Source organism: Streptomyces sp. Xyl84 (assembly GCF_059731885.1).
Genome location: NZ_AP029182.1, coordinates 3,004,684 through 3,027,283 on the forward strand (window position 1 = coordinate 3,004,684; position 22,600 = coordinate 3,027,283).

At 69.4% G+C, this 22,600-nt stretch carries 22 protein-coding genes and 1 pseudogene; 4 read left to right on the forward strand and 19 right to left on the reverse strand.

What is annotated here, in order from left to right; translation table 11 throughout:
• Positions 1-70 precede the first annotated feature (70 nt).
• The 15 genes from rpsQ to AC6I72_RS12945 all read right to left on the reverse strand — a co-directional run bounded on the left by rpsQ (position 71) and on the right by AC6I72_RS12945 (position 9,734).
• A complete protein-coding gene (gene rpsQ, locus AC6I72_RS12875) occupies positions 71-358 on the reverse strand; it encodes a 30S ribosomal protein S17 (RefSeq protein WP_037858420.1) in 288 nt (95 codons plus the stop codon).
• The gene (gene rpmC, locus AC6I72_RS12880; RefSeq protein ID WP_018564811.1) at positions 355-579 is read right to left on the reverse strand and encodes a 50S ribosomal protein L29; all 225 of its coding nucleotides are present in this window, start codon (positions 577-579) and stop codon (positions 355-357) included. The genes rpsQ and rpmC overlap by 4 nt, the downstream gene beginning before the upstream one ends.
• Positions 579-998 (reverse strand): 50S ribosomal protein L16, encoded by a 420-nt coding sequence (gene rplP, locus AC6I72_RS12885; RefSeq protein WP_004927269.1) that lies wholly within the window; start codon positions 996-998, stop codon positions 579-581. Before rplP ends, rpmC begins: the two co-directional genes overlap by 1 nt.
• Before the next feature lie 5 nt (positions 999-1,003).
• Positions 1,004-1,834 carry a 30S ribosomal protein S3 gene (rpsC, locus tag AC6I72_RS12890; protein ID WP_028420771.1) on the reverse strand — a complete coding sequence of 277 codons (831 nt, stop codon included), beginning with the start codon at positions 1,832-1,834 and terminating at the stop codon, positions 1,004-1,006.
• Entirely contained in the window at positions 1,834-2,181 is a 348-nt protein-coding gene (rplV, locus tag AC6I72_RS12895) for a 50S ribosomal protein L22 (protein WP_037858419.1), read from the reverse strand. The genes rpsC and rplV overlap by 1 nt, the downstream gene beginning before the upstream one ends.
• Positions 2,182-2,225: 44 nt before the next feature.
• Positions 2,226-2,507, reverse strand: a complete 282-nt coding sequence (rpsS, locus tag AC6I72_RS12900) for a 30S ribosomal protein S19 (RefSeq protein ID WP_003948639.1) — start codon at positions 2,505-2,507, stop codon at positions 2,226-2,228.
• Between the two features lie 12 nt (positions 2,508-2,519).
• A complete protein-coding gene (rplB, locus tag AC6I72_RS12905; protein ID WP_018564806.1) occupies positions 2,520-3,356 on the reverse strand; it encodes a 50S ribosomal protein L2 in 837 nt (278 codons plus the stop codon).
• 40 nt (positions 3,357-3,396) lie between these two features.
• Positions 3,397-3,816, reverse strand: coding sequence for a 50S ribosomal protein L23 (gene rplW / locus AC6I72_RS12910; RefSeq protein WP_037858416.1), 420 nt, complete (start codon positions 3,814-3,816; stop codon positions 3,397-3,399).
• Positions 3,816-4,475, reverse strand: coding sequence for a 50S ribosomal protein L4 (rplD, locus tag AC6I72_RS12915; RefSeq protein ID WP_037858415.1), 660 nt, complete (start codon positions 4,473-4,475; stop codon positions 3,816-3,818). The genes rplW and rplD overlap by 1 nt, the downstream gene beginning before the upstream one ends.
• A gap of 8 nt (positions 4,476-4,483) precedes the next feature.
• Entirely contained in the window at positions 4,484-5,128 is a 645-nt protein-coding gene (gene rplC, locus AC6I72_RS12920; RefSeq protein WP_498000905.1) for a 50S ribosomal protein L3, read from the reverse strand.
• Between the two features lie 17 nt (positions 5,129-5,145).
• Positions 5,146-5,454, reverse strand: a complete 309-nt coding sequence (rpsJ, locus tag AC6I72_RS12925; protein ID WP_003948644.1) for a 30S ribosomal protein S10 — start codon at positions 5,452-5,454, stop codon at positions 5,146-5,148.
• A 464-nt stretch (positions 5,455-5,918) separates the two neighbouring features.
• Entirely contained in the window at positions 5,919-6,404 is a 486-nt protein-coding gene (locus AC6I72_RS12930; RefSeq protein ID WP_498000906.1) for a hypothetical protein, read from the reverse strand.
• Positions 6,405-6,474: 70 nt separating this feature from the next.
• Positions 6,475-8,298 carry an alpha/beta hydrolase gene (locus AC6I72_RS12935; protein WP_498000907.1) on the reverse strand — a complete coding sequence of 608 codons (1,824 nt, stop codon included), beginning with the start codon at positions 8,296-8,298 and terminating at the stop codon, positions 6,475-6,477.
• Between the two features lie 7 nt (positions 8,299-8,305).
• A complete protein-coding gene (locus AC6I72_RS12940) occupies positions 8,306-8,767 on the reverse strand; it encodes a hypothetical protein (RefSeq protein WP_498000908.1) in 462 nt (153 codons plus the stop codon).
• Positions 8,768-9,218: 451 nt separating this feature from the next.
• Positions 9,219-9,734, reverse strand: coding sequence for a MarR family winged helix-turn-helix transcriptional regulator (locus AC6I72_RS12945; RefSeq protein WP_498000909.1), 516 nt, complete (start codon positions 9,732-9,734; stop codon positions 9,219-9,221).
• 311 nt (positions 9,735-10,045) lie between these two features.
• On the opposite strand from AC6I72_RS12945, the gene AC6I72_RS12950 reads away from it, so the two are divergent.
• Complete coding sequence (locus AC6I72_RS12950; RefSeq protein ID WP_498000910.1) at positions 10,046-11,575, forward strand: MFS transporter; 1,530 nt, start codon at positions 10,046-10,048, stop codon at positions 11,573-11,575.
• A gap of 191 nt (positions 11,576-11,766) precedes the next feature.
• Here AC6I72_RS12950 and gdhA read toward each other — a convergent pair whose 3' ends face one another.
• The 3 genes from gdhA to AC6I72_RS12965 form a co-directional block, all read right to left on the reverse strand.
• Positions 11,767-13,125 (reverse strand): NADP-specific glutamate dehydrogenase, encoded by a 1,359-nt coding sequence (gene gdhA, locus AC6I72_RS12955; protein WP_498000911.1) that lies wholly within the window; start codon positions 13,123-13,125, stop codon positions 11,767-11,769.
• Positions 13,126-13,305: 180 nt separating this feature from the next.
• On the reverse strand, positions 13,306-14,841 hold the full coding sequence (gene mycP / locus AC6I72_RS12960; protein ID WP_498000912.1) for a type VII secretion-associated serine protease mycosin: 1,536 nt from the start codon (positions 14,839-14,841) through the stop codon (positions 13,306-13,308).
• Positions 14,842-16,472: 1,631 nt separating this feature from the next.
• Positions 16,473-17,033 (reverse strand): DUF2563 family protein, encoded by a 561-nt coding sequence (locus AC6I72_RS12965; RefSeq protein WP_498000913.1) that lies wholly within the window; start codon positions 17,031-17,033, stop codon positions 16,473-16,475.
• 441 nt (positions 17,034-17,474) lie between these two features.
• Between AC6I72_RS12965 and AC6I72_RS12970 the strand changes: the two genes are divergently transcribed.
• Positions 17,475-18,446 (forward strand): LysR family transcriptional regulator, encoded by a 972-nt coding sequence (locus tag AC6I72_RS12970; protein WP_498000914.1) that lies wholly within the window; start codon positions 17,475-17,477, stop codon positions 18,444-18,446.
• A 214-nt stretch (positions 18,447-18,660) separates the two neighbouring features.
• On the opposite strand, the gene AC6I72_RS12975 is transcribed toward AC6I72_RS12970, so the two are convergent.
• A complete protein-coding gene (locus AC6I72_RS12975) occupies positions 18,661-19,617 on the reverse strand; it encodes an IS481 family transposase (protein ID WP_498000915.1) in 957 nt (318 codons plus the stop codon).
• A gap of 178 nt (positions 19,618-19,795) precedes the next feature.
• Between AC6I72_RS12975 and AC6I72_RS12980 the strand changes: the two are divergent.
• A pseudogene (locus tag AC6I72_RS12980) lies at positions 19,796-20,799 on the forward strand (IS5 family transposase).
• 149 nt (positions 20,800-20,948) lie between these two features.
• Positions 20,949-22,331: an alpha-lytic protease prodomain-containing protein gene (locus tag AC6I72_RS12985; RefSeq protein ID WP_498000916.1), complete on the forward strand. Its 1,383-nt coding sequence runs from the start codon at positions 20,949-20,951 to the stop codon at positions 22,329-22,331.
• Positions 22,332-22,600: the final 269 nt, after the last annotated feature.

Genomic DNA, 22,600 nt, shown 5'->3' on the forward strand with positions numbered 1-22,600 from the left:
CCCGGGGGCCGCTCACCGAGCGGCCCCCGGAGCCTGGCGGAACTGTCCTGCGAGGGAACTCCCGCAGGAATTACTTGGCCTTCTCGAGGATCTCGACGACGCGCCAGCGCTTCGTCGCGGACAGCGGCCGGGTCTCCATCAGGAGGACGCGGTCGCCGACGCCCGCGGCGTTCTGCTCGTCGTGCGCCTTGAGCTTGTTCGTACGGCGGATGACCTTGCCGTACAGCGCGTGCTTGACGCGGTCCTCGACGGCGACGACGACGGTCTTGTCCATCTTGTCGCTGACGACGAGACCCTCACGGGTCTTGCGGAAGCCGCGTGCCTCGGAGTTCTGCTCAGTCACGTTGTTCTCGCTCATGCGTTCTCCACCGTTTCGATGCCCAGCTCACGCTCGCGCATCAGGGTGTAGATCCGCGCGATGTCCTTGCGGACCGCCTTCAGACGGCCGTGGTTTTCGAGCTGGCCCGTCGCCGCCTGGAAACGGAGGTTGAACAGCTCTTCCTTGGCCTCGCGGAGCTTGCCCAGAAGCTCCTCGTTGCCCAGCTCGCGCAGCTCGGACGCCTTGGTACCGGCCGACATCACGCTTCACCTGCCTCGCGCTTGACGATCCGGCACTTCATCGGCAGCTTGTGGGCCGCACGAGTCAGCGCCTCACGGGCGATCTTCTCGTTGGGGTACGACAGCTCGAACATCACCCGACCGGGGTGAACGTTCGCGATCCACCACTCCGGAGAACCCTTACCGGAACCCATGCGGGTCTCGGCCGGCTTCTTGGTGAGGGGACGGTCCGGGTAGATGTTGATCCAGACCTTGCCGCCACGCTTGATGTGGCGGGTCATCGCGATACGGGCCGCCTCGATCTGGCGGTTGGTCACGTACGCCGGCGTGAGGGCCTGGATGCCGTACTCGCCGAACGCGACCGTCGTACCGCCCTTGGCCTGACCACGGCGCTTCGGGTGGTGCTGCTTGCGGTGCTTGACCCTACGGGGGATCAGCATGTCGGTCAGGCCTCCGTTCCGGTGCTCTCAGCCGGAGCGGCAGCGGCCGGGGCCTCGGCCTTGGGGGCCTCGGCGGCCGGAGCCTGCTGCTGCTGCGGCTTGCGACCGCGCCGCTCGCCACCGCGGCCACCACGGGCCGGGCGGTCGGCACCACCGCGGGCCGGGCGGTTACCCGCACGGGCCGCAGCGTTCTCGGCGCGGACCTCGGCGATGTTCTTCACGTCGCCCTTGTAGATCCAGACCTTCACGCCGATGCGGCCGAAGGTCGTCTTGGCCTCGAAGAAGCCGTAGTCCACGTTCGCGCGGAGCGTGTGCAGGGGCACACGGCCCTCGCGGTAGAACTCCGAGCGGGACATCTCGGCGCCGCCGAGGCGGCCACCGCACTGGATCTTGATGCCCTTGGCGCCGGCCTTCATCGCCGACTGCATGCTCTTGCGCATGGCACGGCGGAAGGAGACGCGGGAGGAGAGCTGCTCGGCGACGGCCTGCGCAACCAGCTGAGCGTCGGTCTCGGGGTTCTTGACCTCGAGGATGTTCAGCTGGACCTGCTTGCCGGTGAGCTTCTCGAGGTCGCCGCGGATGCGGTCGGCCTCGGCGCCGCGGCGGCCGATGACGATGCCCGGACGAGCGGTGTGGATATCCACACGCACGCGGTCACGGGTGCGCTCGATCTCGACCTTGGAGATGCCGGCGCGCTCCATGCCGGACGTCATCATCCGACGGATGGCGACGTCTTCCTTGACGTAGTCCTTGTACAGCTTGTCGGCGTACCAACGCGACTTGAAGTCGGTCGTGACACCGAGCCGGAACCCGTGCGGGTTTACCTTCTGGCCCATTACCGGGTTCCTTCCTTGCTGCTGACGACCACGGTGATGTGGCTGGTCCGCTTGCGGATCCGGTAGGCGCGGCCCTGGGCGCGCGGACGGAACCGCTTCAGGGTCGGGCCCTCGTCGACGTAGGCCTCGGAGATGTAGAGGCTGTCGGCGTCGGTGTGGTCGTAGTTGTGCGCGGCGTTGGCGATGGCGCTGTCCAGCACCTTGCCGACCGGCACGCTCGCGGCCTGCGGGGCGAAACGCAGGACCGCCTGAGCCTCCGTGGCGTTCATGCCACGGATGAGGTCCACCACGCGGCGGGCCTTCATGGGCGTGACGCGGATGTACCGCGCCTGGGCCCTGGCTTCCATGGTTGTCCCTTCAGTGTTTGTCATGGTCTTTCACACCCCGCTGACTAGCGGCGCTTCGACTTCCGGTCGTCCTTGACGTGACCCCGGAAGGTGCGCGTCGGCGAGAACTCGCCGAGCTTGTGGCCGACCATGGACTCGGTGACAAACACCGGGATGTGGGTCTTGCCGTTGTGCACCGCGATCGTGTGGCCCAGCATCGCCGGGACGATCATCGAGCGGCGGGACCAGGTCTTGATGACGTTCTTGGTGCCGGCTTCGTTCTGTACGTCCACCTTCTTGATCAGGTGGTCGTCGACGAAAGGCCCCTTCTTCAAGCTACGAGGCATCTCAACCCGTCCTTAGCGCTTCTTGTTCGTCTTGCGGCGGCGGACGATGTACTTGTTGCTCGCCTTCTTGGGAGAACGAGTACGACCTTCCTTCTGACCCCAGGGGCTGACCGGGTGGCGGCCACCCGAGGTCTTGCCCTCACCACCACCGTGGGGGTGGTCAACCGGGTTCATCGCCACACCGCGAACGGTCGGGCGGACGCCCAGCCAGCGCTTGCGGCCGGCCTTGCCCCAGTTGATGTTGCTCTGCTCGGCGTTGCCGACCTCGCCGACCGTGGCGCGGCAGCGCTGGTCGACCAGGCGGATCTCACCGGACGGCATGCGGAGGTGGGCCATCGTGCCCTCCTTCGCGAGCAGCTGCACGGAGGCACCGGCGGAGCGGGCGAACTTGGCACCGCCACCGGGACGGAGCTCGATCGCGTGGATCGTGGTACCGACCGGGATGTTGCGGAGAGCCAGGTTGTTGCCCGGCTTGATGTCGGCCCCGGGACCGTTCTCCACGCGGTCGCCCTGCTGCAGGTTGCGCGGGGCGAGGATGTAGCGCTTCTCGCCGTCGGCGTAGTGCAGCAGCGCGATGCGCGCGGTGCGGTTGGGGTCGTACTCGATGTGCGCGACCTTCGCCGGCACGCCGTCCTTGTCGTGACGACGGAAGTCGATCACGCGGTAGGCGCGCTTGTGTCCGCCACCCTGGTGGCGAACGGTCACACGACCGGAATTGTTACGGCCGCCCTTGCTGTGCAGGGGACGGACCAGCGACTTCTCCGGCGTGGACCGCGTGACCTCGACGAAGTCGGCGACGCTGGCGCCACGACGGCCAGGAGTCGTCGGCTTGTACTTGCGGATACCCATTTCTCAGTCCTCGTCCGATATCGGACGATCCGGACCGCCGTCAGGCGGTCGGACCGCCGAAGATGTCGATACGGTCGCCCTCGGCGAGGGTCACGATCGCGCGCTTGGTCGCGGCACGCTGGCCGAAACCGGTGCGGGTCCGCTTGCGCTTGCCCTGGCGGTTGATCGTGTTGACCCCGGTGACCTTGACCTCGAAGACCGCCTGGACGGCCTCCTTGATCTGGGTCTTGTTGGCACGCGGGTCGACGATGAACGTGTACTTGTTCTCGTCGAGGAGCGCGTAGCTCTTCTCGGAGACGACCGGCTTGACCAGGACGTCACGGGGGTCCGTGTACGACTTGCTCAGCGGGGTCTCGACCGTGTTCTTGCCCTCGGTGGCGTGGCGGCGCGCCTTGGCGACGCGCGCGGCCTTGGCGGCCTTGGCGGCCTTCGAGGCGATGGAGGGGTGACGCGTAGCCATCAGGCCTCGCTCCCTTCGGTGTCGTTGGCCTTGTTCGGGCCGGCGACGAAGGACTCGAAAGCGGCCTTGGTGAAGACCACGTCGTCCGAGACGAGAACGTCGTACGTGTTCAGCTGGCCCGGCTCCAGGATGTGGACCTGGGGCAGGTTGCGGGCGGACAGCCACGCGGCCTCGTCGGCGCGGTCGACGACCAGGAGCAGGTTCTTGCGCTCCGAGATCTTGCCGAACAGCGTCCGGGCGGCCTTGGTGGAGGCGGTCTCACCCTCGACCACGCCGGAGACGACGTGGATGCGGTTGTGGCGGGCCCGGTCGGTGAGGGCGTGGCGCAGGGCCGCGGCCTTCATCTTCTTCGGGGTCCGCTGCGAGTAGTCGCGCGGCACGGGACCGTGCACGACGCCACCACCGGCGAACTGCGGCGCGCGGGTCGAGCCCTGACGGGCACGGCCGGTGCCCTTCTGGCGGTACGGCTTCTTGCCGCCGCCGCGGACCTCGCCACGCGTCTTGGTCTTGTGGGTGCCCTGACGGGCAGCGGCCAGCTGTGCGACGACGACCTGGTGGATCAGCGGGACGCTGACCTTCTCAACGCCGAAGATCTCCGCGGGGAGCTCGACGGTACCGGCCTTCTCGCCCGCCGGCGAAAGGATGTCAACAGTGCTCATCGGTTACCTCAGGCCCCCTTGGCCGCGGTGCGGACCAGGACGAGGCCGCCGTTCGGACCGGGAACCGCGCCCTTGATGAGCAGCAGGCCCTTCTCCGCGTCAACGGCGTGGACGGTCAGGTTCTGGGTGGTGACCCGCTCGTTGCCCATGCGACCCGCCATGCGGAGGCCCTTGAACACGCGGCCCGGGGTGGCGCAGCCACCGATGGAACCGGGCGAGCGGTGCTTGCGCTGGGTGCCGTGTCCGGCGCCGAGGCCACGGAAGTTGTGGCGCTTCATGACACCGGCGAAGCCCTTGCCCTTGCTCTTGCCGGTGACGTCGACCTTCACGCCGGCCTCGAACACCTCAGCGGTGACTTCCTGGCCGAGGGTGTACTCGCTCGCGTCCGCGGTGCGGATCTCGACGAGGTGGCGGCGGGGGGTGACGTCGGCCTTGGCGAAGTGACCCTTGAGGGGCTTGTTCACCTTGCGCGGGTCGATCTCGCCGAAGGCGATCTGGACCGACTCGTAGCCGTCGACGTCGTTCGTACGGACCTGGGTGACGACGTTGGGGCCGGCCTTGACGACGGTGACCGGAACAACACGGTTGTTCTCGTCCCACACCTGCGTCATGCCGAGCTTCTCGCCCAGGATGCCCTTGATCTGCTTGGTCATCTCTCAGATCACCGGCCTCAGAGCTTGATCTCGATGTCGACACCGGCCGGGAGGTCGAGTCGCATCAGAGAGTCAACGGTCTTGGGGGTCGGGTCGAGGATGTCGATCAGGCGCTTGTGCGTGCGCATCTCGAAGTGCTCGCGCGAGTCCTTGTACTTGTGCGGCGACTTGATGACGCAGTACACGTTCTTCTCAGTGGGCAGCGGCACCGGGCCCGCGACCGACGCACCAGTGCGGGTCACCGTCTCGACGATCTTCTTCGCCGAGGAGTCGATGACCTCGTGGTCGTAGGCCTTGAGCCGGATGCGGATCTTCTGTCCCGCCATGGCTACTTCGTAGTCCTGTCTCTTCTCACGCTCTGGAACCCGGTGTCTGCCTGGTTTCCCTTGGTCTTCTCCGACCCACGCGGTCGGGCGTGTCGCGCTCTCGCTGACATGGATGTCCCTTGTTCGAACATCCCTGCGGGAATGCACACGGCCCTGCCGGTACCGCGGACCGGGGATCGAAGACCCACCGGGTGCCTGGCCGGTGCCGCGCCCACGCTTCCCGGAAGATTCCCGTACGTCCGCCCCAGCGCTGCCGTGAGGCAGTTAGGGCGACGAGTACTGTGGGACTCGCTTCCGGTCCTCCCGGCGGGAGGCGCGCAGCATCAACACTCGACCGAGCAACTCGGACAGTCTGCCATACGCGACGGCAGCCTGGCCAATCGAGCCGTAGAGATTACCCCGAAGGTGACGGGGATCAAACGCGGGGCGCGCGTGGCCCGAGCGGAGACCCGGGGGCGGGGCGCTCAGAAGCGTTCGACCTCCTGGCCGTCGGGGACCTTGTAGCAGCCGGACACGACATGCAGGCTCAGCTTCGGCGGGTCGTTCTTGGCCATCTGGACGATGTTGACGCCGGCCTTCCGCTGATCGTTGTCAGCGGTGAGGTTGATGTTCCTGTTCTTACTGGTGTCCGGCCCGTAGGTGACGATCTTCCACCCGTGCTTGGGCAGCTCGACCTTGAGTCGCTCCATCGCCACGTCGAGGTCCTTCGCCGATGCGGGGTAGAAACTCCACCAGTGAAAGATCCGGAAATAGGCCTTCTTGTCCTTTCCCGAGCATTCCGCGACGAACGGGCGACTGTCGGACGACTTTCCCTTGACACCGATCAGGTCGTAAATGCTGCTGGACACCTTTTCCATCGCGTCGGAGGCCTCACGCGAGGTGCTCGTGCCGACGGACGGAGTGGTGTCGGAGTCTTTCTCAGTCATGCCGCATCCAGTGATGATGGTCATTGCAAGAGGGAGAGCGAGCACACAGGCGCTCAATCTGGTCTTCACGTCGGTGAGCCTTACGTCGTCGCAGCTACTTCACGTGCGCCCACGGGTCGGGCGGCGGCTTCAGTGCCACGTCATCGCCCTTTCCGACGACGACCAGGGCCTGATTCTTCAGGCTCTGTGTGGGCCCCTGGGACGTCTCGTCCCAGTATCCGCTGTGCCCTTCGGTGTCCGTGGTCATCTGGTTGGCGCCGAAGTCCGGGTCGCTGGGGATGATGAAACGGTCGCCACCGTGGCCCCACCGGCCGATGTCCGGAACCACGTCTCCATCGGCCTCCTCGTTCCACACATGTCCCGTGGGCACGTCCAGTTCATCGGCGCTGGACACCTTGACCCCGGGGCTACCGGCGAAGACGAGATCATCGGCGCTGACATGCCCGGTCTGAGCCGCAGCTCCGACGAGCGTCGTTCCGTACGAGTGGGCGATGACCGTCCGGTGCGGGTGTGTGTCGCCGGTGTGAGTGGTGTCGAGCCCGTCCAGGAACTTGTCGAACGCCGGCGCCCCGTCATACGCGTAGTGCTCGTACGGCGCGTCTTTGATGACGCTGTCGGGGGCGTCGTAGCCGAGCCAGGTAATCGTGGAAACGGATTTTCCGTCGGCCTCGTCATGAGCCGCGTGCCAGACCTTGACCATCCGGTCGATGTTCCCGTCGATGTTTGCCAGCTCCGCGGTCGTGCCCGGCACATAAACCGCCTGGTGATCAGCGGTGTCGGGGTTGCCGTTGGCGATGATCGCGCGGCCGTCCCCTTCCGTGCTGAAGCCCAGCAGGTACGCCTCCGGCAGTCCGTTCGTCCCCGTCGCATCGAAGCGCGTCTGGATCGCGTTCATGCCGTCGAGAGACTTGCGAGCGTTCTTCCGGGCCGCGTCCCAGTCCTTCCACTCCTGTGTCTCGACGTTGAGGCCCTTTGGCATGGCTCCGGTGTAGGGGTCGATATAGGGCCCGAATCGCTCGGGCTCCGGGTGCTTCTTCAGCCAGGCGTCGTAATCCAGTCGGGCCTTGCCCCGGGCCTCGTCGAGCACCGTTCGGTTGGCCTGATCCCGGACAGTGGCGGGAAGCCCGTCGAGGGCGCCGACCGCGTCGGGATGCACGGCCAGGTAGGCCGACCGCTGCTCGTCGGTGAGGCCTTTCCACCAGGCGGCGTTGTCCTTCGGGCCGGCGTGCTGGGGCGGCTGGGGCAGGGAGTCCAGATAGCCCTTGCCGGCGCCCCGCACCCCGTCCGTGTCCGACTTGGCGTCGGCCCAGTCCTTGTCGGAGACGACCAAGTCGTCATCGGCCTTCAAGGCGCGCAGCTTCGGGGCCCACTTCGTGTCCGCGTCCGTGGCCTCCTTCAGAGCATCGCCGATGCGGTCGGCGAAGCCCATGGCCTTGCCGTAGTTCGGATTGGGGTGAATACCGGCAGCCTGCCGCTCCAGGGCGGCCGCCGTCGGGTCCGTCGGGCTGGTACTCACCCGCACCGTGCCGCCCTCCGGCACCCTGCCGTCGACCTCCTTGCCCCCGGCCGGAAAGGTCACCGATCCATCCGCGCCGACCGTGCAACCGGCCGCCCTCGCGTCCTCCATCGCCGCTTCCAGCTTTCGCTTGGCCGCGGCCATGTCGAAGGCGAAGCCGTTCAGCGCGGTGCCGGCCAGCGCGCACTCGGTCTCGACGTAGTGGAAGTCCTTCGACAGTTCCTTCAGCTCCCGCAGGGCGGCCTGCGCGGTCTCCCCGGAGAGCTGGTTGCGGATGCCCGCCGAGATCCGGTTGTCGATGGCTTCCCTGGCTTTGGCCGCCATCTCGCTCGTGGCACGGTAGCCGTCTGCGGCCTCTTGGTACTCGGAGGGCTTGAGGGCCTTCAGCGCTGCGAGATCCATGACGCGCTCACTTGCCCTTCGCCTGGCCACCGACTGTTTCGGTGTCCTGGTACGCCGTGTTGATCTTCTGCAGTCCGGCCCGGACGGCTCCGTCGGTCATCGACAGGTCGCGCCCCGCACGCTCCAGCAGCCCGCCAAGCTCTCCGCAGCGGCCACTCACATCACCGACGTACTTCTTCCAGGACTCGAAAAGTTCTTTCTGCGCCGCGGCCGACTCGCAACCGGCGCCGTCCCCCAGCCCCGCCTGTCCATGATCCAGCTTTCCCAGCGCCGTGCTCACATCGGTGCGCAGTCCCGTGACGTCACCGCCTGCAGTCGCCCAGACCTTCCGGTCCGACTTCAGCGGGTCCGCGCCGCCCGCGGAGGAACCGCCGCCGTCGGCGTCCGACAGGTGGTTCAGCCGCATCCGAGCGGAGTCCGAACGTGCGGCCGCCTCCGCCTTCAGCTGTTCCCATTCGTCCCAGGGCATGCCCGTGACCCTCCCCCGTGTCCCGTCACCTGTTTTCCGGCGGGCTCACGCCGGTCTCCCTGCGCTGGGGACATCAACTCCCTTTGGTTCCCCCAAATTAACACCAGCCACCACTGTCGCGGCTGCGTCTGGAACTGCGCAGTTGAGTACCCGTACTCATGCGCAATCGTGCGAAAACCGTCGGGGCGCGGCCCAGCACCCCGGCAGAAGCTTCCGGCTCACGCTTCGTCGAAGGCGTCGCGTTCCGTGCCGGGTGACCCACACCCACAGCGGCCGGCTGACGCGCCTGGCACACGCTCCGGAGGGTGCCGGGTCCGGGCAGGGACTGGTCCTCGTGGACGTCCTCGCCGGCCGCGGGGGCGTGTCCACGGGCCGCCGCCGCGCAGGGCCGTTCGGGCGGAGGCGCGGGGCGGGGCCGTCGGGGTGCGGTGCCCCGGGGGACGGCGCAGGTTCAGGGGCCGGGGTGCGGGGCGGGCAGGTGTTCCGCGCACGACAGGCGGCCGATGGCGGCCGTCGTGTCCGCGTCCGTCCGGGCCAGGTGCAGGGTGCGCAGGGCGTCGGTGAGGGCCTGGACCGCCTGCTCGTCGAGGGGGGCGAGGAAGTCGCGTTCGACGCGTTCGCGGACCTGTTCGGCCGCCGCCAGGGACTCCTGTCCGGCCGGGGTGAGGGTGACGACGTTGCGGCGGCGGTCCTGGTCGCTGCGGCGGCGCTCGACGTAGCCCTTGCCCTCCAGGGCGTCGATGATGCCGACCATCGTCGTGCGGTCGATGCCGAGGAGCGCGGCGATCTCCAGCTGGGACGGCTGCTCCCGGGCGGCGGCGATCACCCCCATGACGCCCAGCTCCCGCGGAATGATGCGGAAGGGGGCGAGGGCCTGGCCCAGTTCGGTCGCGAGGGTCGCGTAGGCGTGCTTCAGCAGATATCCGAGCGGCCGGGCCGGGACATCAGGGGGAGGCACGTCGTTCATGCGGGCAGTGTACAGTGGACTGACCATCAGGATCACTGACGATCTCCCAAGGTGACGATGGTGTGGGGGCGTGCGGCTCCGCGGGGGCGTGGAACAGCCCCCCGGGGCAGGGGGAAACGGGGCCGGAACACCGGACTTCACGGACATCGCACCGCCGGCGCAGCGCCGCGCCGGACGCGGTGCCCGGCACGGCGGGCACGGCGACCGCACCGCCGTGTCCGCGCACGGCCTCCGGCCTCCGGCCGATCGCACACCACGCACACGCACGCCACCACACGCCTGACCACAGCCAAGGAAGCGACGCCCACGCAATGAGCGACTCCCCTCCGATCGAGGCGATACGGACGGCTCCGTCCGCCATCGAGCACACACCCGCCGACGCCCCGGATCCCCGCCGCTGGTGGGGCCTGGTCGTCATCGCCCTGGCCCAGTTGATGGTGGTCCTCGACGCGACCATCGTGAACATCGCGCTGCCGTCCGCGCAGAAGGCCCTCGGCATGTCCGACGGCAACCGGCAGTGGGTCATCACCGCCTACACCCTCGCCTTCGGCGGCCTGCTGCTGCTCGGCGGCCGCATCGCCGACCTCGTCGGCCGCAAGCGCACCTTCATCATCGGCCTGGTCGGCTTCGCCGTCGCCTCCGCGATCGGCGGCGCGTCCGAGAGCCCGGGCATGCTTTTCGGCGCCCGCGCCCTGCAGGGTGTCTTCGGCGCCGTGCTCGCGCCCTCCGCGCTGTCCCTGATGACGACGACGTTCACCGACCCCCGGGAGCGCGGGAAGGCGTTCGGCATCTACGGCGCCATCGCCGGCGCGGGCGCCGCGATCGGCCTGCTGCTGGGCGGTGTCCTCACCTCCTACGCGAACTGGCGCTGGTGCCTGTACGTGAACATCCCGATCGCCGCCGTCGCGGTGATCGGCGCCGTCATCCTGCTGCACGACCGCCCGGGCCACAGCGAGTCCCGGCTGGACATCCCCGGCGTGATCCTCGGCTGCGGCGGCCTGGTCGCCGTCGTCTACGGCTTCTCCGAGGCCGAGCCGCGCGGCTGGGACGACAGCCTGGTGGTGACCCTGCTGGCCGGCGGTGTGCTGCTGCTGGTGGCGTTCGTCTTCTGGCAGATGAAGGCCAAGCACCCGCTGCTGCCGCTGCGCATCGTGTCCGACCGCAACCGCGCGGGCAGCTTCCTGACCATGGGCCTCGCCACCATCGGCATGTTCGGCCTGTTCCTGTTCATGACGTACTACTTCCAGGGCATCCTCGGGTACACCCCGGTCAGGAGCGGTCTGGCGTTCCTGCCGATGTCCGCGTCGATCATCATCGGCTCCACGCAGATCTCGGCCCGGCTGCTGCCCCGCACGCCCCCGCGCCTGCTGATGGTGCCCGGCATGCTGCTCGCCGCCTCGGGCCTGCTGGTGCTGACCCAGCTCGGCGTCGACTCGGCGTACACCACCCACGTCCTGCCCGCCGAGCTGCTGCTCGGCCTCGGCATGGGCCTGACGTTCATGCCCGTCTTCTCCACCGCGACCCAGGGTGTGCGGCCGCAGGACGCCGGTGTGACCTCCGCGATGGTGAACACCTCGCAGCAGGTGGGCGGCTCGCTGGGCACGGCGCTGCTCAACACCATCGCCACCTCGGCGACCACCACGTACATCGGTGGCCACCTCACCGACCCCGCGCAGAAGGCGCAGGTGCTGCGCGAGGGCATCGTCCACGGTTACACGCAGGCCATCTGGTGGGGCGTGGCCGCGATGCTGCTCGCCGCGGTGGTCGCCGGCGTCCTGGTGGTCGCCCGCCCGGCCGGCCACGGACGGGGCGGCGCCCCGGCGGGAGCCGCCGCGCACTAGCCCCGGCGGACGCGTCGGGTCCTGGTGACGCACGGGTCCCGGCCGACACACACACGTCGGGGTGACGGAGACACGTCCCGGCTGACGCACACACGTCCGCGCCCCGCCCCGGAAGGTACGGCCTCCGGGGCGGGGCGCAGACGCGCACGGGGGGTGCGGGCGGGGCGCGGGCGCTCCCCTCGCGGCTTCCGTCAGATGACGCCCTGGGCGAGCATCGCGTCGGCGACCCGCTCGAAGCCGGCGATGTTCGCGCCGGTCACGTAGTCGCCGGGGGCGCCGTAGCGCTCGGCGGTCTCGTGGCAGGTGGTGTGGATGTGGCTCATGATCCCCGCCAGCTCCTCCTCGACCCGGGCCGGCGACCATGCCGTACGAGCGTGGTTCTGCGCCATCTCCAGGGCGCTGACCGCGACGCCGCCCGCGTTGGCGGCCTTGCCGGGCCCGAAGGCGACCCCCGCGCGCTGGAGCAGGTGCACGGCCTCGGGCGTGGCCGGCATGTTCGCGCCCTCGGAGACGGCCTTCACGCCGTTGCGGACGAGCGCTGCGGCGTCGTTCTCGTCCAGTTCGTTCTGCGTGGCGGACGGCAGCGCGACGTCGGCCGGCACCTCCCACACCCGGCCGCCCGGCACGAACCGCGCGGAGGTGCCCCGGCGTTCGGCGTACTCGCTGATCCGTCCGCGCTCGACCTCCTTGATCTGCTTGAGCAGGTCCAGGTCGATGCCCTTCTCGTCGACGACGTAGCCGCTGGAGTCCGAGCAGGTCAGCGGGTTGGCGCCGAGGGCGAGCAGCTTCTCCACGGTGTAGATCGCGACGTTCCCGGAACCGGAGACGACGGCCGTCTGCCCCTCCAGGTCCTCGCCCCGCTCGCGCAGCATCGCCTCCGCGAACAGCACGTTGCCGTACCCGGTGGCCTCGGGCCGGATCGCCGACCCGCCCCAGCCGAGCCCCTTGCCGGTGAGGACCCCGGCCTCCCACCGGTTGGTGATGCGCCGGTACTGGCCGAAGAGGTAGCCGATCTCACGGCCGCCGACGCCGATGTCCCCGGCGGGCACGTCGGTGTGCTCGCCGATGTGCCGGTACAGCTCCGTCATGAAGGACTGGCAGAACCGCATGACCTCCGTGTCGCTGCGGCCGTGCGGGTCGAAGTCGCTGCCGCCCTTGCCGCCGCCGATGCCGAGACCGGTCAGGGCGTTCTTGAAGATCTGCTCGAAGCCGAGGAACTTGATGATGCCGAGGTTGACGGAGGGGTGGAAGCGCAGACCGCCCTTGTACGGGCCGAGCGCGCTGTTGAACTCCACCCGGAAACCGCGGTTGACGTGCACCCGCCCCCGGTCGTCCTGCCACGGCACCCGGAAGATCACCTGACGCTCGGGCTCGCACAGCCGCTCGATCAGCCCGGGCTCGGCGTACTCCGGCCGGGCCGCCAGCACCGGCGCCAGCGTGTCCAGCACCTCGTGCACGGCCTGGTGGAACTCCGGCTGCGCGGGGTTGCGCCGCTCGATCTCGCTGCGCAGGGCGTCGAGCTGGTTCTGACTGTCCGGTCGGGTCGTCACGGAGGTCCCCTTCTGGCACGGCTGCCACCGGTACGAGACCGGTGGTGAGCGTCGATGAACTTGCTGAGCGCTCGGCGCCGTTGCCGCGCGCAGGACGCTCCAGTGTCACCCGGAGGTGAATGTACTGACCAGTGATCGAACACCGGGCGTCCATGATGCGAGACGGGGTGGATCGGTGGATCAGACGGCCGGGTGCCGGCCATGGCCGGCGCACAGCTCCATGTAGCGGGCCGTGGGGATGTCCGGCGGCGGGAAATGAGGGGCCGCTCCGGAGTGGGGGACGACGATGACGTAGTCGGACGGGGGGTTCGCCTGGGTCCTTGCCCCGCTGTGTTCCCTGAACTCGAAGCGGAAGGCCCAGCCGTACGCGAACTCGGTCCCTGTCTCCGGAAGGACGGTCACGGAACCCGCCCTGTCCGGGTAGGCGACGGTGTTCAGATACCGGGAGGCCGCCGCCGCTGCGGCTTCCCTGCTCACCTTGGCACCGGGAAGCCGGCGCCTCCTGGCGAGGACGAACGCTGCTGCGGCTCCGCCGATCACCACGACCGCTGCGAGGCCGATGCCGAGCCACAGCATGCCGTCGCCGTCGCTCTTGGCCGAGGCACCGGCTTGCCCCTTGGCCGGGGAGGTGTCGTCCGCGCCGCCCGCGCCCTTGGCGCCGGGTGCCTTCACCGTCGGGGAAGGCGACGCCGCGGCCGCCAGGTCCGGAAGCGGATAGACATCCGCCGGGCCGGGGTCCCCGGGATTCTCCAAGGCGATACGCGGCCGCACGATGCCGTACCCGATGGAGTCGTTCCGCTTGGCCCCGTCCGTGGGCCCGCCGATGGTGTTCAGCATGACCCGCAGGACCTGGTTGTTGGTCCACTCCGGATGCTTGGCCCAGATGAGAGCAGCACTGGCGGAGGCGAGGGCGGTGGCGCCACTCGTACCGTGGCTCTTGCAAAGACCTGTCTTGCCGCCACAAGCATGAACCAAGTCCGCACCGGGCGCCGCCATGTCGGTTTGAAACCCGAATTCAGACTCTGCGGTCCTACGCAAGTCCTTGCCTACTGCCGCTACACCGACCACTCCGGGCGTAGCTGCCGGATATTCGACCGGATTACCCTTGTCACCATCATTCCCGACAGCAGCAAAAATCAGTGAACCACGGGCCAGAGCGTACTTCACTGCAGCCGTTAGCTGAGGTGATCCGAGTCGTTCCCCCATGGAAATGTTGATGACCCGGGCGCCGGAATCCGCCGCGTAACGGATAGCCTTGCTGAAGTAGGCCGGGCCAGCAAATCCGTTGATATCACTCTGGGCCGGCATACGGATGGGGAGGATTTTGACGCCCGGTGCCAGGCCGAACGCCCCCTTTCCACCGTTGTAAGCCCCTGTACCAGCAATAAGCCCGGCCATTCCGGTGCCGTGGCCGTCGTAGTCACTGTGCTCGTCGCCACCGCGCTGTGAAGCCAGATCCTTTCCATCGAGAACCCGACCTCTCAGGTCCGGGTTCTCCAGACCGACTCCAGTGTCGATCACTGCAACCGTGACGCCACTGCCGGTGCTCGTCCGCCACATATCCTCTGCATGCATAGCGTCGAGAAACCACTGCTGGGATCGAGTGGTGTCGGCGCGAGCCTCAGCAGCCGTGCCGCCTACCAGCAGCAGACCGAAGGCCGCACAGGCCATGGCATGGCCCTTTCTTTGCCACGCTTTAATCCCAGGCATGCGCATGGTTCTCTTATTCCCTCAATCGTTATTCGGAAGCTGGGGGTTCGTTCCGGCGCCTTTTCTTCTGCTTGCGGTCTCGCTGTCTGGATTCATTGGCCGACCCACTCGAAGCGCCGCGAGCACGGCTCTGTTGGCCCTCCTCATTGGGCAGACCACCGGAGATTCCTCCCCGCATCGACGCGGAAGGCACCGGGGCACCGGGGCGTACCGGAGCACGCCCTGTTCTCTGCGCAGTTCCGCCGACGATGCCGCCGCGTGGCGCAGCACCAGCACGCCCGACAGTGGAGCCAGGCACCCCATTGGTCGACTGTTTCCGCGTGACACCTGCGTTCGGCAGACCGCTCGTCGACCCACGATTGGCTGCCGGAGTACCGCCCAGGGGACCACTAGGGGCCCTGGGCATCGACCGGCCCGCTGCGGGGGGCACAGCCGGCCGCCCGCCGGTGATGCCCGAGCCGGAGACAGCCTCGCGCCTGGATACTGAGCCCTGACCCGGAACAGCCCGACCGACCAAGCCGTTGGGAGCGGGCGTGTTACGAGTCGGAGCAGTCCCACCACGGCCCACCGCCCGCCCGATTGGTGCTTCCGTAGTCTCCGCCGGAAGGCGCACCCCGGCGACCGGCTTGCCGACACCCCTCGAGCCAGAAGGAGCACGTACGGAGCCGCGTGTCAGCGGTGGCACCTGGCCGCTGGTCGATGGCAGCGGGACTGGATCCGTATGCGCAGGGCCAGCAGGAACTCCCACAGGACCGGGGGAATACTTGTGCACTTCCGGCGGGGCGGACACGGAGTCGATGCCTACATGTGTAACCGGGTTACTCGCCAACGGACGCAAGTGGTGGGTCGAAGGCGCATCGGTATGCAGGTCAGAGTGGTACCCAGAGGTCTCGTCATGAGAGGGACCCGGCTCTGCGATGCCAAAGGTGCCAGCAGTTCCGGCAGTGGCGGAGTAGGAACCGCTGCTGCCGACGCCATGCCCGGCAGACCCCGTTGGCCGAGCCACGTCCTCGGTTGAGCCGTAGGGGGCTGGAGGCGCGATCACCGCCGGCGGCGGTGGGAACTTCGGTCTCGGCAAGGTGTTCATCTGGGTCGCCGAGTGCTCGTACGACTGTCCCAGCTTCCGCATCTGGGCCGCCGCCTCCAGGCGGACCTTCTCCTGGTCCGCCTGGAGGGCGGCCAGTTCGGCCGCGGACTTCGTGCGGATCGCCGTCGCGTCGGGGTCGTTGTGCGCGGCGGTGGCCGCCACCAGGTTCGCGTGGGCGCTCTTGGTGTCCCGCGGGATCGACGCCTGCGCGGTGGCGATCGCGTTGGACGCCTCGGTCAGCCACTTCGCGGAGTTCTCACTGAAATCACCGAGGCGGTGCGTCGAGTTGGCCAGGTCGTTGGCCCAGACGCGGAAGGCATCGGCGCCCTCGCCCTTCCACTCCACCCACTGCGGACGGACCTTCAGCTCCTCCGCGATCTTCCGGATCTCCTTCGCGGCCGCGGCCAGGCGCGTGGCGGCGGCCTGGACCTCGCCGGAGTTCGCCTGGTCCAGCCACGCGAGCATCTGTTCGTGGCTCATGTTCTCGAAGGACGTACCGCCGCCGCTTCCCGTGCCTGCCATCAGAGTTCCCCCGCCCCCGTGCGAACCATCAGATCGTGCCGCCCGTGTCACCCGCCGAGGGCTGTGCCGCGTGGTCGTGCCCACCCGTTCCGCCCTGGCCTCCACTGCCGTGGCTCTTCTTCGGCAGCGCCGGGTCGTAGCTCCCGCCGTAGTGCTTGCTCGTCTCGGCGCTGATCGCCGCCATCCGGTCCCGGATGTCCAGGTCGATGTTCTGGTAGCCCTTGTGCGAGGCCATGACCGCGATGGCCATGCCCTCCATCGAGTCGGACAGCAGCTTCGACAGCGTCTCCAGCTCGCTGATCACCGACTCGTACGCCGAATACAGCCCGGTCGCCTCCGTCCACGCACCGCCGCCCCCGCCGAACTGATGACGGACGAGCTGCTCCTGGCCGACCTTGGCCGGACCTGCCTGCGATCCCTTGAGATCACGGATCAGGTCGTCCACCCGCTTCTGGAAGTTGGTGAACGAGGACAGTTCCGTGGCCATGTCGGCCTGTGCGCCCACGGCCGCGGCGGCGGAACCCGTCGCACCGAACAGACCGCCGAGCAGAGGCCCCAGTGCCCCACCGGTCCCAGCATCGCTCGTCAACTCGTCGTCCTCCCCCGTACCTTCACGCGTTCGCGCAGCGGCGGACCCGTCCGTCACAACTCTAACTACCTTCAGTGACAGGTTCACCCCTGACGGTGTGCCGGCGACCCGGGCCGACCGGCTCCGCTCCATCCAAGCAGCCGTCCGCGGAGGGGCGCATGAGCACGCGTACCCAGATTCGGAGCCTGGGGGCCCCGGGCCGCCCTCCTCCGCACCGGATGGTCCAGTGGCCGCCGTCCAAGCCCGCCACCCGCGCCTCCAATTCCGTCCCGCACCTCAAGCCCCATCCCGCACCCCCACCTCCCGCCGCGACGCCGCCGGGACTCTGCTCAGGTCCGCCGCACGGCGGCCGAGGCCCGCTCACCGCTGTGCGCCTCCGGTGCTTCCAGTGGTCCGGACCAACCCCTTGCCCCTGTGCCGCCCGCGCAGCAAGCTCCCTCCATGGAGCTGGAGTTGCGGCATCTCAAGACGGTCCGGGCGATAGCCGACGCGGGAAGCCTCACCCGGGCGGCAACCGTCCTCGGGCTCGCGCAGCCCGCGCTGAGCGCCCAGCTCAGGCGCATCGAAAGGGTCCTGGGCGGGGAACTGTTCGAGCGCGGGCGGCACGGTGTGCGCGCCACCGCGCTGGGCGAGCTGGTACTGGAACGGGCACGGATCGTCCTGCCGGCCGTGACCGAGCTCCAGCAGGAAGCCGTCCGGTTCGCCCGGGGCCGCGGTCGGCGGCAGGCCGAACGACTGCGGCTCGGCGGCACCCACGGCCCGCTGCTGGGCGCCCTGATCGACCTGCTGGCGGCCGCCGTCCCGGACGTGCACGTGTCGACGCACGCCTCCTGGTCCGAGCGTGAACTCGCCGCCCTGCTCGCCGAGGGCCGCCTCGACTACGCCGTCACCGGCGCCTGCGGCACCGCCGCGCCGCCCGGCACCGAGCACCTCGCGTGGGAGGAGTTCGCCGTCGACCCGGTCTTCGTCATGCTCGCCGACGACCACCCGCTGGCCCGCACCCTCGAAGTGGAGCTGGCCAAGCTGGCGGACGAGGAGTGGGCCTGCGTACCCGGGGACGGGTGTTTCGCCGACTGTTTCACCGCGGCCTGTGCCCGCGCCGGGTTCGCGCCCGGACGGATGTACGAGACGGACATCGCCTCCTGCGTGCACCTGGTGCAGGTGGGACGGGCGGTGGGCCTGTGCCGGGCCACCTTCCCGACCACCCCCGGCATCACCACCCGGCCGCTGGCCGGCACCCCGCTGCTGTGGCGGCACCTGCTGGGCTGGCACCCCGCGACCCAGCGCGCCGACACCGCGGGCACGGTGCTGGCCCAGGCCCGCCGCGCGCACGCGGCCGTGGCCGCCCGCAGCGACACCTACGCCGACTGGCTCGCCGGTGGCGGCCGACCCGGCGGGACGGCGCTGCCGTGAGCACGGCACGCCACCGCCCCCATGCGCCGCGGTACGCCGTCCCCACAGGCCCGCTCCCGAGGAGGCGGCCACTCGCACACCCGCCCGGCCACACCCCTATGACCGCACTACGCCGTCCCCGCAGGCCCGCTCCCGCCGAGGCGGCCACTCGCCCACCCGTCCCATGTGACCGCGGCAGGCCGTCCGCAGGTGCCGGCTCCCGCGAAGGCAGCCACTAGGTGTATTGACCTGCAGGGTTGTTCACACGGCTGATCGGTGGCTGGCCGCCGAGTGCGGTGTGGCAGCGGTGGTGGTTGTAGGTGTGCAGAAAGTCTGCCAGGGCCGCGGTGCGTTCGTCGTTGTTGGTGTAGGGCCGCAGGTAGGCCCATTCGTCGAGCAGGGTCCGGTTGAAGCGCTCGACCTTGCCGTTGGTCTGCGGCCGGTAGATGCGGGTGAGCTTGCCGGCCGCGCCGAGGTCGGCGAGTGCCTGCCGCCAGGCGAAGCTCTTGCGGTAGGGCCAGGCGTTGTCCGTCAGGACGCGCTCGATGCGGAGGATGCCGCAGGTGGCGAAGAAGGCTGCGGCCCGGGTCAGGAAGGCCGCGCAGGTGGTGGCCTTCTCGTCCGGGTGGACCTCGCTGTAGGCCAGGCGGCTGTGGTCGTCGACTGCGGAATGGATGTAGTCGAAGCCGGTGGTGCGGCGGCGGTCGGGGCAGGCGGCACGACCGTGGACGCGCCAGCCTCCGCCGTCGGGGATGCGGCCGAGTTTCTTGACGTCCACGTGGACCAGCTCGCCCGGCCGGTCGCGTTCGTAGCGGCGGATGACCTGGCCGGTGGGCCGGTCGAGGAAGGCCAGGCGGTTCAGGCCGTGCCGGGACAGGACCCGGTGGACGGTCGAGGGGGGCAGGCCCAGGATCGGGCCGATGCGGGCCGGGCCCAGTTTGCGCTCTTGCCGCAGGCGGCAGACCTGGTCTTCCGTCTCTGCCGGAGTCCGGTGCGGCGTGCGGTGGGGTCGGCTGGAACGGTCGTGCAGGCCGGCTTCGCCCTCTGTCCGCCAGCGACGCAGCCACTTGTGTGCCGTGGGCCGCGAGATGCCCATCTCGGCCGCGACGTGCGCTACCGGGCGGCCGGAAAGGACACGCTCGACCAGGAGCCGCCTGCCGTGAACGGTCAGCCGGGCATTACGGTGGGACACGAAGACCTCCGTGTGGTGCGGTCCTAGACAGCTCCACCACACCGGAGGTCTTCGCCATGATCAAGCCCGACAGGCGTCAACAACGCTCGTGATCAATACAACTAGGGCACGTATCGAGTCGTGATCAATCTGCGGGATGTGCCTTCGTGGCATGGTCTGGTCCGGTAGACCGTCGTACGTGACACGAGTGCAACTGACTGACCCGGAGTGGGAGTTCATCGAGCCGTACCTGCCGATTGGCGAGTACGGCCCGTACCCCGAGCGGCTGCGGCAGCAGTTCGAGGGCGTGATCTGGCGGTTCAAGACGGGCGGCCAGTGGCGGGAGATGCCGACAGAATTCGGTGCATGGTCGACCGTCCACAACCGCTTCCGGCAGTGGCGTGACGCCGGGGTCTTCGAGGCGCTGCTGGAGGGCCTGATCGCGGAAGCCGCGAAGCGCGGTGAGGTGGACCTGTCCTTGGTCAGCATCGACTCCACCACCACCCGTGCCCACCACGACGCGGCCGGGATGCACCTCGGTGAGGACGTTGTCACTGCCCTGGAGAAAGCCGCCGCCGAGGAGGAGAAGGCCAGGTCAAAGGGGGCGGCCTCGAAGAACAAACAGGGCAGGAGACCGAAAGCGGTCCCGCGCGGGAAGAACGACGACGCGTCCGGCGTCGGCACAGACTCCGGCTGAAGGCCGCCCTCCTCGGACGCTCCAGGGGCGGACAGACCAGCAAGGTCCACCTCGCCGCCGACCGCAAGTGCCGCCCGCTGGCGTTCATCCTGACCGCGGGCCAGGCAGCCGACAGCCCACAGTTCATCCCCGTCCTGAAGAAGGTGCGGGTGCGCGGGCCCGTCGGCCGCCCCCGCACCCGGCCGGACGCAGTCGCCGGAGACAAGGCTTACTCGTCTCGCGGCAACCGCGCCTACCTGCGCAAACGCCGTATCAAGGCAGTCATCCCGGAAAAGAAGGACCAGGCCGCCAACCGGAAGAAGAAGGGCAGTGGAGGCGGTAGGCCCGTCAGTCACGACACCGGGCTCTACAAGGAACGGAACACCGTCGAGCGGGCGATCAACAGGATGAAAGCATGGCGAGGCATCGCCACCCGCTACGACAAGACCCCGGCGAGCTACCTCGCCGGACTCCACCTCCGGGCCTCCGTGATCTGGATCAAGGACCTCACACGAGCAGCCCCTTGATCACAACCGAATACGCTCCCTAGTGCACCCGTCCGGCCGGACGCGGCCCTTCCATAACACCGGGCAAGGGGGTCAACCGAAGGCTTACGCCCGTCCGTCGGCCCTCCCTACGGTTTCGGCACTCCCCACCGAGACCGAGGAGATCCCCCATGCTCCACAGACAGACGAGAGCCGCCTGCGCGGCGGTGGTGGCGACGGGCGCACTGGTCCTGACCGGGCTCAGCGGACAGGCCGGCGCCCAGGCCGCGGTCTCCACCGCCGCGCAGGCGAGGACGCCGGCGCCGTCGGCCGCCCGGACCCTGCACACCGCCGACACCTCCGCCGCCGTCCTGAACGCCATGCAGCGCGATCTGGGCATCGGCCGGCAGCAGGCCGAGCACCGGCTGGCGAACGAGGCGCAGGCGGGGGCCACCGCGGGCCGGCTGCGGGCCGCGCTCGGCGCGGACTACGCGGGCGCCTGGGTGCACGGCGCGGACTCCGGCGCGCTGAGCGTGGCCACGACCGACGCCGCCGACGCCGCGGCGATCAGGGCACAGGGCGCCGAGGCCGTCGTCGTCCGTCACTCCCTCGCCGCGCTGGACGCCGCGAAGGCCCGGCTGGACCGTGCCGCCACCCACCGGAACACCGTCGACACACCGGTGTGGTACGTCGACGTCCGGGCCAACACGCTGGTCGTGCAGGCCGTACGGCCCGCCGCCGCCCGTGCGCTGCTGTCCGCCGCCGGGGTGGACCGGTCGCTGGCCGAGGTGGTGAAGTCGGCCGAGCGGCCCCGGCCGCTGTACGACCTGCGCGGCGGCGACGCGTACTACATCAACGGCAACACCCGCTGCTCGATCGGCTTCCCGGTCACCCGGGGCACTCAGCAGGGCTTCGCCTCGGCCGGCCACTGCGGACAGGCGGGCTCCACCACCACCGGCGCCAACCAGGTGGCGCAGGGCACCTTCCAGGCGTCGGTCTTCCCCGGCAACGACATGTCGTGGGTGGCCACCAACTCCAGCTGGACCGCGACGCCGTACGTCAGCCAGAACGGCCAGAACCTCCAGGTCACCGGCTCCACGGTGGCGACCGTCGGCGCCTCGGTGTGCCGTTCCGGGTCGACGACCGGCTGGCACTGCGGCACCGTCCAGCAGCTGAACACCAGCGTGACCTACCAGGAGGGCACCGTCTCGGGTGTCACCCGCACCTCGGTGTGCGCCGAACCCGGTGACTCCGGCGGCTCCTTCATCTCCGGCAGCCAGGCCCAGGGTGTCACCTCGGGCGGCTCCGGCGACTGCACGAGCGGCGGGACGACCTTCTTCCAGCCGATCAACCCGATCCTGTCGAACTACGGCCTCACCCTGAAGACCACCGGCGACGACCCGGGCCCCGGTCCCGGCCCCGGCAACCCGGGCGGCACGTGGGCGGCCGGCACCGTCTACCAGCCCGGCGACACGGTCACCTACGGTGGCGCCACCTACCGCTGCCTCCAGGGCCACCAGGCCCAGCCCGGCTGGGAGCCCCCGAACGTCCCGGCCCTCTGGTCCCGCGCCTGACCCCGCCCCCACCCCGACCACTGTCCGCCCGAGGGGGGCGAGAGCGGGCCCGAGGTCCCCGTCCGGGGGCCCGGGCCCGCTCTGGCGTACCGGCCCGGCCGCGCCCCGGGACCGTGCGACCGCCCAGGCGCCCCTCAGCCCGGTCGGACTCGTCCCGATGGCCGGGGCCCGCATCCCGAGCGGAAGCGGACACGCGAAAGGGCCCGTACGACCGGAGTCGTACGGGCCCTTCGTGTGGCTCAGCTCACCTCAGTTCGCTGGTGCCACGG